Source organism: Chryseobacterium edaphi (genome assembly GCF_025628985.1).
Lineage (GTDB): Bacteria > Bacteroidota > Bacteroidia > Flavobacteriales > Weeksellaceae > Chryseobacterium > Chryseobacterium edaphi.
Map to the genome: position 1 here is coordinate 13,721 of NZ_JAOTEM010000002.1, position 13,224 is coordinate 26,944.

General features: G+C 33.8%; 11 protein-coding genes. 5 read left to right on the forward strand and 6 right to left on the reverse strand.

Translation table 11 applies throughout. From position 1 onward, the window contains the following. Positions 1-34: 34 nt before the first annotated feature. The 4 genes from NZ698_RS08210 to NZ698_RS08225 all read right to left on the reverse strand — a co-directional run bounded on the left by NZ698_RS08210 (position 35) and on the right by NZ698_RS08225 (position 3,789). Positions 35-1,036: a glycosyltransferase family 2 protein gene (locus NZ698_RS08210; RefSeq protein WP_263002625.1), complete on the reverse strand. Its 1,002-nt coding sequence runs from the start codon at positions 1,034-1,036 to the stop codon at positions 35-37. A gap of 3 nt (positions 1,037-1,039) precedes the next feature. Beyond that, positions 1,040-2,110 (reverse strand): formimidoylglutamase, encoded by a 1,071-nt coding sequence (locus NZ698_RS08215; RefSeq protein ID WP_263002626.1) that lies wholly within the window; start codon positions 2,108-2,110, stop codon positions 1,040-1,042. A gap of 17 nt (positions 2,111-2,127) precedes the next feature. Beyond that, the gene (locus tag NZ698_RS08220; RefSeq protein ID WP_263002627.1) at positions 2,128-2,580 is read right to left on the reverse strand and encodes an ecotin family protein; all 453 of its coding nucleotides are present in this window, start codon (positions 2,578-2,580) and stop codon (positions 2,128-2,130) included. 123 nt (positions 2,581-2,703) lie between these two features. Beyond that, positions 2,704-3,789, reverse strand: a complete 1,086-nt coding sequence (locus NZ698_RS08225; protein WP_263002628.1) for a glycoside hydrolase family protein — start codon at positions 3,787-3,789, stop codon at positions 2,704-2,706. Between the two features lie 241 nt (positions 3,790-4,030). Between NZ698_RS08225 and NZ698_RS08230 the strand changes: the two genes are divergently transcribed. Next, positions 4,031-5,149, forward strand: coding sequence for a hypothetical protein (locus NZ698_RS08230; protein ID WP_263002629.1), 1,119 nt, complete (start codon positions 4,031-4,033; stop codon positions 5,147-5,149). 82 nt (positions 5,150-5,231) lie between these two features. Here the strand turns inward: NZ698_RS08230 and NZ698_RS08235 are convergent, their stop codons facing one another. Further along, a complete protein-coding gene (locus tag NZ698_RS08235; protein ID WP_263002630.1) occupies positions 5,232-6,380 on the reverse strand; it encodes an alpha/beta hydrolase in 1,149 nt (382 codons plus the stop codon). Between the two features lie 217 nt (positions 6,381-6,597). Between NZ698_RS08235 and NZ698_RS08240 the strand changes: the two genes are divergently transcribed. From NZ698_RS08240 to NZ698_RS08255, 4 genes are all read left to right on the forward strand, one after another. After that, the gene (locus tag NZ698_RS08240; protein ID WP_263002631.1) at positions 6,598-7,530 is read left to right on the forward strand and encodes an alpha/beta hydrolase family protein; all 933 of its coding nucleotides are present in this window, start codon (positions 6,598-6,600) and stop codon (positions 7,528-7,530) included. Positions 7,531-8,105: 575 nt separating this feature from the next. Then, positions 8,106-8,510 carry a lysozyme inhibitor LprI family protein gene (locus NZ698_RS08245; protein WP_263002632.1) on the forward strand — a complete coding sequence of 135 codons (405 nt, stop codon included), beginning with the start codon at positions 8,106-8,108 and terminating at the stop codon, positions 8,508-8,510. 173 nt (positions 8,511-8,683) lie between these two features. Then, complete coding sequence (locus tag NZ698_RS08250) at positions 8,684-9,058, forward strand: hypothetical protein (protein ID WP_263002633.1); 375 nt, start codon at positions 8,684-8,686, stop codon at positions 9,056-9,058. Between the two features lie 251 nt (positions 9,059-9,309). After that, the gene (locus NZ698_RS08255; RefSeq protein WP_263002634.1) at positions 9,310-9,669 is read left to right on the forward strand and encodes a hypothetical protein; all 360 of its coding nucleotides are present in this window, start codon (positions 9,310-9,312) and stop codon (positions 9,667-9,669) included. Between the two features lie 952 nt (positions 9,670-10,621). Here NZ698_RS08255 and topA read toward each other — a convergent pair. Next, positions 10,622-13,192 carry a type I DNA topoisomerase gene (gene topA, locus NZ698_RS08260; RefSeq protein ID WP_263002635.1) on the reverse strand — a complete coding sequence of 857 codons (2,571 nt, stop codon included), beginning with the start codon at positions 13,190-13,192 and terminating at the stop codon, positions 10,622-10,624. Positions 13,193-13,224 lie beyond the last annotated feature (32 nt).

A 13,224-nucleotide genomic window follows, 5' to 3' on the forward strand; every position in this document is an offset into this window, starting at 1 on the left:
AAAAACAGACCAACAATTTGCTTTCCATTTGTGTTTAAATTAATTTTCTTATCAGTTTTTCCTGTCCGGCAAAGAACAGCAGATAAAAGATTTTTTTTTTCAGGGGCAAAGATAAAAGATAATTCTTATCAAAACGACTGTAAACCAATATATCTTTAAAATTAATATTCCGTTCTTTCATAAAAATCTTGAGATTACGTGACATTTCGTAAAAAACAGCTTCATTTTTTACAAAAGCCAAATAGGCCAAAAAAGTATAAACGCCCTCTAAAATCTGGAAATTTTTCAGCTCTTTTTTCTTTGATGCATAAGCTGAAGTTTTAAAAAAAACTTCAACATCTTCCACCGCTCTCAATATATCCAGACCTTTTTCTGTATGACTTTTCGAAATTGAATCTGTTCTCTCAAGATATTGATAGTGATAATTCTGCGTCTGCGTCAAAACCCTGCATTCCAGTAAAAGCTGCGGAATCAACTGAATATCTTCAAAATGAATTCCTTTTTTAAATCTTTTATTTTTAAAAAGTTCTTTCTTAAATAATTTGTTACATGCAAAATAACTTAAATCCGAAAAGACAGAAAAATTCTCATTAAGATCAATTTTCTCAGGCATATTGGGAATCTGCGTCAGTTTTTGAGTCACATTTCCAATTTCATCAACCTTTTGAATGTTACAGATGACCATTTCTGCATCATGTTTTAAGGCTAAATTTAGCATTTCCTCAAACATGGTTGTTGTAACAAAATCGTCACTGTCAACAAATCCTAAATATTCTCCGGTAGCTCTGTCTATTCCAAAGTTCCTTGCATCGCTCAATCCGCCATTATCCTTATTGAAAGCTTTGATCTTATCAGGAAATCTCTGAGCGTAATTTTGAATTATTTTTTCTGAATCATCTTTACTTCCGTCATTGACCACCAAAATTTCAATATTTTGATATGTCTGATTGACCAGAGAATCAAGACATTTAGCCAAATAATTTTCGACATTATAAACCGGAACGACGATAGAAATTTTGGAGGGAACGTTTGTCATCGTTTAGCTTTTTGTAAATCTTGCGCTCAGCCAGCCTTTTTTAGCTTCATCAAAATCTTTTCTTGAGCACGGGATACAGTTTTCTATATTTTCATCATCCCCAAAATACCAGAGATTACTGAATGTATCACGTTTGAAAGCATATTGTCGGTCTTCTATCAAGACGTAAAACATTTCGTAATATCTTTCCTTAGGATGCGATTGCTGAATGTTGATTCCCTCAATCAGATACCAGATCATTTGTGCCAAAAGCTGATGATTGAGCTGATTTTCAGAGTAAATATTATAATTAAAAATCCCTACAGATTTCAGATTTTCACTTAATCCGATTTCTTTCATGTAAGCACAGATTTCTCTTCTGTTTAAACCGTTCACTTGCGGATTCATTGAAAAAGCATCACTGAAACTTTCGATAGCATCACAATTTACCGTTACCAGATCGGCTTTTCTGAAAAAAGGTTCGGTTCGTTCTGTTGAATTCATCATTTCAGCCAAACGAATGATGTCAAACTCAACTTCTTTGATCAGTTTCACAGAATCAGCCTCATTCAGATGTTTCTGATACCCTAAATGATGATAATTTTTGATTGAGAAATTTTTTGAACTTAAAATTTTGCTTAAAAAAGTATGCTCGTCAATTCCTTCGCCCTGTTTTAATGAAATAATATTACTGATCTGAGTATAATTAATATTTTGCTGATGAAAATTTAGTCCTGAAAATAATGAAAAAGCAAAATCATTAGAACCTCCAATAATCACAGGAATGGCTCTTTTTGAATGACAAGCCGACAAAACTTCCTGCAAAATATAATGCGAATCTTCCACCGATTTCCCTGAAACCAAATCTCCCAGATCAACTATCGGAATTTCAAAATCCAGTTTTGAAAGCTGATAAAATTCTTTTCTGATTGCCGTAAAATCCTGCACCTCTGCATCACCTTTTGCACCTCTGTAATCGGAAACGAAAAGCAAAACAATGCTGTCTTCTTTTATTTCTTTGGTAATCTGATCGCCAATCTGCCAGTTTTCTGTCCTGAAATTTCTTGGGGAAATGATAAAATCTTCAAAATTCATTGTATAATCACTCTTAATTACTTTACTTCAATATATTTAGGTTCAACCTTCCAAATTCTATATTCAATATCCATATTTTTTGGAATATAGAAAGTGTACGGTATTACTGACCTATATTCTTCTATCTTTGGAAAGTTATATACTTTTTTATCAATCTTCTTATTAGAACAATTGCCATTTTTAAAACTTAATATTTCTATGTTGGGATTGCTTAGTTCATAGTAAGCATATCTTGCTGGTGGAACTAAGAATTTCGTTTCAAGTTTTGCATTTAAGCTAGCATTCTCACAATCATACAATTTCATATTTGAAACTAGAAATATTTCTATCTTAAAATCTTTATTATCAATTTTTGAAGGCAATTCAATATCTACTTTTTTATATCCATCTTTTGCTTCAGGATATTCAACTTTTTGAGAAAAACAAAAACATACAAATAATAATAAAAACAAGGTGTAGTATTCTTTCATCAAATATATTTCAGCAAACATACAAAAAACCCTATAAACTTAGACTTGTTGTAATATTCATTAAAGCAAAAAACCGTCAATTAATAGTTTAACGGCTTGTACGAGTATTTTAGAATTACTCTTTTAACCCCTCAAAATCTCAAACACAAAAGCTGTAGAAGTTTCAAACGCTCCGCCTTGCGTTGCACCAATTAAGAACTGAGGTCTTTTCCCATCTTTACTCATCAAAATCATTGGGCGTTCTAATCTTCCGAATCGCTTTAAATGTTTTGCTGGTTCAGGTTCCTGAATATAATGCTTCATTTCAAGATAAGCGATTTCAGGTTTCGTCCATTTAAGTCCATCTTTTGTCGTTAAATGCAAACCATATTCGTGATTATAAAATCCCATATCACGAGCAACCATATGAAATTTTCCGTTTTGTTTCCAGACAAATGCATCTTCCAACTGCGCATTATTAGGCAAAGAAGAAAAATCGATCACAGGATTTTCAGAAACTTTTTTATAAGGTCCCATTGGAGAATCTGCTTTTGCCAAACCGTATTTTCTGTTTCCTCTGATTGGTCCTTTTTGAGTTTCATACTCTTTAGTGTTCCAGGATTTGTAAAACAGCCAAAATTTGCCGTCATTTCCTTTTACAAAAGCGGGATTTGTGGTACAATGATCGTCCCAAGAACCTTCTTTCCCCGGAAGAAGCAATGGTTGATCCGGTCTTATCCATTCTCCGTCAAGACTTTTTGAAGTCGCCAATCCGATTCTTTTGGTATTTGTTTTTCCGTTGGAATTTCCCATGAAGAAAAGGTAATACTGATCGTCCACTTTTTTAATTAGCGGATTGTGACAGGTTGTTGCATCCCAAAATTCACCACCTCTCGGAGTGAGAATCACTTGTTTATGCTGAAATTCGTCAAATGGCGAATTGGCTTCTGCTCGGCATATCTCAGAACCGTTGAGCCAGCCTCCCATTCCTTTTTCTTTTTTCCATCGGGAATAAAAAAGATGAACTTTTCCGTCTTCACCCCAAATTGGCGAACTGCACCAAATGTAATAGCCTTCCAACGAAAATTTTCTTCCGATGGGCTTTAAATTGAAATAAGGTTTGTCTGAAAAATTTAATGCATTCGTAAATGATGAGCCCAAAATTACCGCCATCATTCCTAAACCAGAAATTTTTAAAAAATCTTTTCGTGTGTATTCTGACTGGCTCATTGTATATGATTTTCAGCTAATATAGAAGAAAAGCAGTGAAATAGTGTCCTGCAGTCTACGGTTTTGCTGTAAGCTTTAAATCAATATAAAACAATCTGCCAATGTTGATGATCAATAGTACATCTCATGATATTTTTTTATATTTGATTAAATAATTACTTGAAACAAAATTTAGTAAACTCTACTGATGTAGTGGATGAGTAAATGTTTATTTCGCTAATAGACACATTACAGAAAAAAAATGTACAATAAAAAAACAGATTTATTATTTTATTTATCCCCACTATTTTTACTATTATCTCTATTAGTTCAATGGAATGTAAAAGATTACTGTAGCCATGATTCCCAATTTTATTTTAGCTTTGCTGAAAAATTACCAATAGTATCTGATTCTCTTTATCCTATATTTTATCCAATCCTTCTTAGAATTACCAATTTAGTATTTAACAATTACCTAATTTCCTATAAAGCGTTAACCATTTTTGCGTTTGGTCTCTCTTTCCTTATAGTAAAATATTACAATTTTTTTTGGAAAGAATTTTTCTGTCTGTTGAGCTTCACTTCATTCTTTAAAATTGCACCATGGGCCTGGAGTGAGATTATAATGGTTCCTTTATTCATCATGTATATGGTAGTAAATTATCAATTACTAACGAGTCAAGGTCAAAGGGATAAAAAATTGATTGCACTCAATATATTTCTTTTACTTATAATGGCAATTACAAAATATAGTTCAATTTTTATTTTAGCATCCATTATGCCTTTTTGTCTGTATTTGTTCTTTAAAAAGAGTAAAGAAAAAGCCAAAGATTATGTAATTATTTTTTTAAGCGGATCTATTTTAGTATTCATCTATTTATTGCTGAATAAATACAATACAGGCGAATTTATGGGAATCAGATCAGCACCAGATTTTGGAGGTAAGTTTAACATTAGATTGTCATTGTCATTTATTCTATTTAATCTAAACCCATTTTTTCATGGAAGGCAAGATCATCTTTTAGGTTTCATAAATTTTGAATGGCAGACTGCCTATGTTATCAGTACACTACTTTTAATAGTATGGTGTTATTTAATCCGGAAAAGTTTGATAAGTGGTTACAACAATAAAATGATTATGTTCTGCCTAAGTTCTTCCTTAACCTTTTTGGGATTAACAATATATTCTTATTTAACAACAAGAATTGACGTTCTTGACTTTAGGTTGTTATTACCATTCTATTTTTTCTTTTTTTCTTCTCTAATATTTTCAGTGAAATCACACACACCACAAAAGGATGTAATTCTACTACTCATTTTATCTTTATCAATTACCATCAATTTTTCTTCTATCATCATGGCTAATTATAACTTTTTATAATGATCCATGGTAAGACGGCGTTAATTTTTCAGGTTGAAAATAGCAACGTTTGCATAGTCAGAAATGCTTAGAACCAGTAACACTATTTTTTCATCTGCGTCACAGAATAAAAAAATCTTTCTACCGAATACATTGACAATTGTCCTGCAGGACCATTCAAATTATACTCAAAACCATGAGTTCCCCACGGAATCGTGAGCAAATAGTTTTTCACGTGATGTTTATCCAATTCTTTTTTCATCATTTCACTTTGAATATGCCAAACGTGTGCATCAAGAGAACCATGCGCAAGCAAAGTCGGAGTTGTTTTTGAGTTGATGTGAAATAAAGGTGATTCTGCAATATATCTTTCGGGAACTTCTTCTGGAGTGCCTCCTAAAAAATCCCGCTGCACTTCTCTTGAATCCATGATTAAAGGATTGTCAGGATTTTTATAACTCCACGGCATATTGATAGCTCCGTAAAATGCGGCAACACCTTTCACTCCGTTTTCTTTTCCTGTATAAGCCATCGTTAATACAATTGATGCGCCTGCAGATCTTCCCATTAGAACAAAATTAGTGGTATCGACTTTCAATTCAGTTGCATGTTGACGTATCCATGTGAATGCAGAATGCAAATCTTCCTGTTGAGCCGGACTGGGAAATTTGGGAGCCAATCTGTAATTAATGGTTGCTACCTGATAACCTGCATTGGCAAAATAATTATTGGCTGCAGCTATTTCACTGTTATCTCCTCGTTTCCATGAACCACCATGTACAACGATGAGACACGGACGAACACCGGGAATTGCTGAAGGAGTAAAATTCAAAGTAAGATCAACGCCTGAAGGTTTTGCAAAATGATACGTTTTAAAGGGAATCTTTTTCGCTCCGTTTCCTGTAAACATTTGAAAAAAACTATATGGTTTCCCCTGATGAAAACCTTTCATATCAGAATCTTTCACTCCAAACGAATTTTCAAGGTCTTCACTCAAATGGCTTCCCACATTATATGCTCGTACAATCGGTGAAGTGAGTATCACAAAAGTTATTATACTTATGATCATTGAAACCGTTCTTAATTTTTTGGAATACCAACTCCAAATCAATAAAATCAATGAAACCAACATGAAAACCCAGGGAAACTCCGGTATTGCAATACCTCCATACCATGTACTTTGGCTTGGTACAGGAAAGAAATTTACAAGAGAAAGGATGAAAAGGATGATAATGAGAATGAAACGAAGCATAGTTATTTATGGTTTTAAATAACATACGATTTAAATGTATGATCAGATTTTAATAAGAAAAGAATGGTTGACAAACGTTTTTCGATGGATAGGAAAATGATTATATTTGGTTGAATAATAAGAGAAAACAAATTTCCCCTTAAAAAAAAGTGGATTGCAATTCCACAAACATCATCGCAAAACTTTACTATACCAATCAAGACCGAATAAACTAAAAATGACAATGAAAACCATAAAAAAATTACCTGTTATTAAAAATACTCTAAACACAAAACAATTATGCACAAATCTCCTGCTGATATTATTCCTTTTTACTACAGTCACTCGCATCTTAGCAATTCCTCCAGACTTCACCACCAAGAACATAAAATTCCTAAGCGAAGGAGATTCCCTAGCCGGAACAATTTTTAAGCCTGATCATATTTCTGCGGCAGTTGTAATGGTTCATGGTTCCGGGCAGGAAAAAAGGATGACAGAATTTGCAACTCTTCTGGCTAAAAATGGGATTGCTGTTTTAACTTACGACAAACGTGGGGTCGGAGAATCTGGCGGTATCTATGCCGGACCCGAAGTAGGAACCAATAATGTGGACGCTGCCAATCTTAATCTTTTATCTCTGGATGCGAGTGCCGCGGTGAATGTATTATCTAAATATTTATCAAACAATCAAATATCGATAGGCTTAATTGGAGCAAGCCAAGCCGGATGGATTATTCCGCTGACTGCAGAAAAAAACAGTAAAGTAAAATTTATGACTATATTCAGTGGAGCGTTAATAACCGTGAAAGAGCAACTTAGGTTTCAGTTTTACACCAACGGAAACTCAAAATTTTGGGATACTCACACAGAAGAAGATGCCCGCAAACATACCATGACCGACCCCGACAAATACGAATTTATTGACACAGATCCAATCGATGTTCTGTCAAAATTATCAGTTCCGGGACTATGGATTTTTGGAGGGAAAGACATTCAGGTACCCGTAAATTTATCTATTGAACATCTCAATACGTTAAAATCCAAAGGCAAACGCTATGAGTATAAATTATTTCCGGAATTAGGTCATAATACGGCATTCTCGGACGATGAAACGCCTATGAAAAATGCTGTCAAATGGATGAAAAATATTAAAATACAGAAGGTCAAATAATGTTTTTCACTGTTGCCATACAATTTTATCATAAGCTTCTTCTTATTTTGCGGATTTATAATTAGTCAACTTACATAAAAAAAGAATTCAAATCTGTTCGGTCGCTAAAGTATTACGTTAGAATGCTCAACTGTTTTGGTGAAAGCTTCAAGCGCTCAGAGATAGTGTTCAAGCGTTCACTTGAGACAATCAACGGGTTTGTTGCAACGTTCAGGTGTTTCGTTAATGCATTCAACCGTTACGAAGAAGCGTTCAACCATTCCGTTGAGACAATCAACCACTTCGAAGAGGTAATCAAGCAGTCCGAAGAGGCAATCAAGTACAATTTATTAATTTTCAGTACTTTACAACACTTTGATATCTTTGAATTTCAGCACTCATCAATAAAAGGTAGTTTGTGATCGCTTTTAGATGGATTGGGTGTTTATGGATAATTATTATATTTGAATTATTAATAACATCCAACAAAACTTTCGCTAATCCTTGCACTTTTAGGCGGATAAACGAAACGTTGTTGTGCTGATAAAGATGTTGTCTGACATAGAACCAAAAATACGCAAAACCAAAAAAAATTTATGATACAAAAATCAATAACTATAATCATTATTATACTTTCCTTTAATTGTAATTCACAAACACTAAAAACAATTGAAAAAATTGAAACCTCTTATCAAAATTGTTTAGATAAAGGAGATAATATGAAAGGTTGCTCTGTTGAATATTACAAAAAAGCCGACAGCTTACTTAATGTTGTTTATATGAAACTAAGGTTAAAACTCAGCGTTGAAGAACAATCAAGTTTAAAAACGGAACAATTGGAATGGTTAAAAAAGCGTGACAAATATCTCCAAAAAGTCTATTCAGAAACTAAAAAAGAAGGCGATTTTATTGAAGGAAGTAATGATTTTGATATGATTGTTATTGACAAAAAGGCGGAATTTGTTTTTGAGAGAGTAAAAGTACTTATTAAAAGAAAATAAATCTACGTCACACAACAGCCGTTTGACAAGATTGCGAATTTTGTGGTAAATTCACGTTTACATTTCGCATGAAATTTTATCTTAGCCGAAAGAATTCAGTTCCGAAGTTCGCAACCTCGCCAAGCGTCGGAACGTTTTACGACATGCGCCAAATTTGCGAATAAAAACTACAAATGAAATACTATAACTTACATATAAACTGTAAAAACAAAGAAACATATAAAAAGATTACTAATCTTTTGGGAGTAAAACCTATAGTTTTTGACGAATCAAAGCACGAAGAATTTGAGACTTGGACTTATCAGCTAACTCAAAAGGAAAAAGATAAGCCAATCGATTTTATTAATATGTTCTTAGATATTCTTGAGCCAAATTTTGTTGCACTCAAAAAACTTGATATAGAAAAAAGTGACATCCTTTTTTGGCTCGTTTACGAATACAAACATCAATGCAATATGGAATTTCATCCCAAAGAAATGTTAAGACTTGGAAATAGTGAAATATGTTTAAATATCGACTGTTTTGACGAGAATAAAGTGGAAACTTAAAGCCAAATCCTTCGCTGGTGCGAGTGGGAAGCTCGCGCAGCCGAAAAGATTAGTATTTTTGTCTGGACTGACAAACTGAGGATTATTGTTATATTTGAATCTAATAGCAAAACAAGATTCACAAAATCCTCATATTTTGTTTAGATAAATACATTTTTTGCTACCATCATAAAAATGTTGTTCAAAATTTAAAAATTCTCAAGAAAGTATCTATTTAAAAATGGATGCATTCTTCTTAAATCATAAATATTATGGAAATTGAAAAATTAAAATACGATCATAATTATCTAGGCGCTTTAAATGCCAGAGTAAATTGGATTGCAGGAGGTAATTTTGATGGCTACATTTATAGAGTTCATCTACGCTTTTTAAAAGAAAACAATAAGGTTATCAAAACGATTAAGATTGTTGACGATTCTCGGTATGATGACAAAGCTTATGATAAAGACGTTCATGGTACATTTTCGGAAACCGACAAAGGAACTATATCATGTAAATTTGAGAACTTTGAAATGAGAGGGAAAATTTTAGGAGGTAAAAATGAATTTATTGTCTTTTCTGTTCTTTCTACTGGAAATAATGAAGAAATGACAGAATGTTATGAAATATAGTTTAAATTCTGAAAGTTGAAAGATGAAAATTGATTTGACTTCAAATAAAACTATTATTTACAAGAAATGAAAAGGATTATATTTAAGTTTTGGCTTATAAAAGTTAATAAGTATGACGTTATTCGTTGCTTATAGAGTAGTAATTGCAGAGACAAATCAAGTTGATGGAAATTTTCTTGAATGGTTTTTACAAATTTGATATATCCTGTTAAACTTAGCTTATTCATTGATATATCTCATCGCAATGGCTTTTTGTTCGTTTGCAATTTTTCTAAATCTAATAGCTAAAATTAGAAATAATTTTTTTCTGTCGTTATTAACATTTTTAGGAATACCATTATTATGTGTAATTTTTATAATGATTAACATATTCACCGACAGCATTTTATACAATAACACGGTTACTATATTCAGAAATCTTGTTATTTTTCAATAATCTATCTGTTTTTTTACAACTTTAGAATTTATATTATTCAGAAAAAGAATTAACAAAATCCGAGCTGAGCGAATAAAAGCTATAGGTAACCCGTGACTTCAGTCATATGCTAAAAAAATAAAAGAGCTAGCATTACAAAATCTGCGCTATCAGAAATTGAACAGTAAAAACGAAAAATAAAATTGGAAAGCGGAGATAAAATATCGGAATTACTTGAAATGTGTTACTATGGTTACATTGATCAAGTTAAACGATTACTAGAAGAAGGCATTGACATCAACAAATTGGACACAATGGAATTTCTCCATTGGAAGCAGCTAAACAAGGAGAAAATGATGACATAGTTGACTACCTTTTAAGTATGGGAGCAAAAGAAAGATCAAATTCTTTAGTAAAAATAGATTAAACAACCGCTTTCGAGTCTTTAAACATTGGCATAGAAATAGTTAAATTCCACAATAAACAAAACCCCTTTTGAAATCATCAAAAGGGGTTAATATTTAAGTTTAAAACTAATTATTTCTTAGCAGCTGGTTTCTTAGCCGGAGCTTTCTTCGCTGTAGTAGCTTTTTTGGCGGCTGGCTTTTTCGCTGCAGGTTTCTTTTTCTCGGCAAAAGCTTTAGGATCCTGTGCAGTGATCCATTTTTTAACCTCATCAAGAGAGACTTCTTTCAGCTCATCAGATTCATATTTGGTGTCATCCTTTTTCTTTGGAATTTTGAACATGGCTTTTCCAAATTTGATGAAAGGCCCCCATCTTCCGTTTTCAAGAGAGATTTTCTCTTTTTCCCACTGCTGGATGTATCGGTTGGCTTCTTTTTCTAATTTAGCTTCTACCAGTTCATTAATATCGCTTTGCGAAAGGTTGTCAAAATCATATCGCTTCGGAACATTGATAAAAATGCTTTGATATTTGATGAAAGGCCCGAATCTCCCGGTTCCTTTGGTAATTGGTTCACCCTTGAAGTTGGCGATAGGTGCGTCGGCTAATTTCTTTTCAGCAATAATTTCTTCCGCACGATTTTGATCGATAGAAAGCGGATCTTCGCCTTTTGGAATACTAATGTAAGTTTCGCCCCATTTCACATAAGGCCCGAATCTTCCGACACCAATTGTTACTGACTGATCTTCAAAATCTTTTAATTCAAAAGGTAATTTAAACAATTCCAAAGCATCCTCTAAAGCGATGGTTGCAATGTTTTGGCCGGCCATTAACGATGCGAAAATTGGCTTTTCTTCATCATCTTGTTCTCCGATCTGAATCATTGGTCCGAATCTTCCGATTCTTGCGTAAATGTTTTTCCCTGATTTTGGATCAACTCCTAAAAGACGTTCTCCGTTCGCACGGTCTGCATTTTCTTCTACATCTTCAATTCTTGGATGGAATTTTGAGTAGAAATCGGTCATCATTTCTTTCCACTTCTGATCTCCGCTTGCAATGTGATCAAAGCTTTCCTCCACTTTCGCCGTGAAACCATAATCTAGAATCTCAGCAAAATTATTGGTCAGGAAATCATTCACCACCTCACCAATATCGGTAGGAATAAATTTATTTTTGTCGCCCCCGAATTTTTCTTCAAGAACTTCTTTTTTGATTTTATCTTTTGCTAAAGAAATTTTCACCACTTCACGAGTCTGTGGTTCCAGTTCTTTTTTATCTACATACTCACGGTTTTGAATCGTCTGAATCGTCGGCGCATACGTTGATGGACGACCAATTCCCAATTCTTCAAGTTTTTTCACCAACATTGCTTCGGTAAATCTTGCTGCCGGTCTTGTGAATTTTTCTGTAGCGGTAATTTTTTTATAGTCTAAAACTTCACCTACTGTAACTTTCGGCAATAGTTTTTCGTTATTTTCCTCGTCTTCGTCTTCAGTTTTTACAATTCCATAAGCTTTTAGGAAACCATCAAAGATGATTACTTCTCCTTGCGCTTCAAAATGCTGTGGAAGTTTTGCATTTCCAATTTCGATTACGGTTTTCTCAATTTTAGCATTCGCCATTTGAGAAGCCAATGTTCTTCTATAAATTAACTGATATAATTTACTCAACTGAACATCACCAATCGATTTTACAGAAAAATCTGTTGGACGAATCGCTTCGTGAGCTTCCTGTGCCGAAGCCGATTTGGTGGTATATTTTCTTGGAGCTGAATATTCTGCTCCGTATTCTGTTGTAATTTGATTTTTGGCACCGTCAATCGCTTCCTGAGAAAGGTTTACCGAGTCGGTTCTCATATAGGTAATAAAACCTTCTTCGTATAATCTCTGAGCGAGACGCATGGTATTGGTCACATTATAACCTAATCTGGAAGAAGCTTCCTGCTGCAATGTAGACGTAGTAAATGGTGCAGAAGCAGAACGTGTTCCGGGTTTGGTTTCAACATTCAGAACTTTAAATTCTGTCGTTCTTGCTAATTCTAAGAATTTTTCTGCATCCTCCTCTTTATCGAAATCTTTCTTAAGTTTGGCACCGATTTCCTGATCTGCTCTATTTAAGAAAACCCCGTCCAGTTTGAAACTTGCTTTTGGTGTAAACTGACGAATTTCCTTTTCTCTTTCAACTACTAATCTTACTGCAACCGACTGCACTCTTCCTGCAGACAATCCCGGTTTTACTTTTTTCCAAAGTACCGGAGACATTTCGAAACCTACAATTCTGTCTAGAACTCTTCTTGCCTGTTGTGCGTTAACTAAGTTCTGATCAATATCTCGTGGATTTTCTATTGCCTTAAGAATAGCATTTTTGGTGATCTCGTGAAAGACGATTCTTTTTCTGTTTTCAGGTTTCAGTTTTAATTCATCTGCCAAATGCCATGCGATAGCTTCACCTTCACGGTCCTCATCGGAAGCAAGCCAAACCATTTCGGCTTTCTTTACGGCAGACTTTAATTCTGTTACCAATTTCTTTTTATCGGCGGAAACTTCGTAATCCGGACTGAAGGTGGCGAGGTCAATTCCCATTCCTTTTTTTGGAAGATCACGGATGTGTCCGAAGCTCGATTTGACTTCGAAATCCTTCCCTAAATATTTCTGAATAGTTTTTGCTTTTGCCGGAGACTCGACGATTACTAAATTTTTCGACATCCTCTAAATTTTTGCAAAAGTAAAGCTTTTTT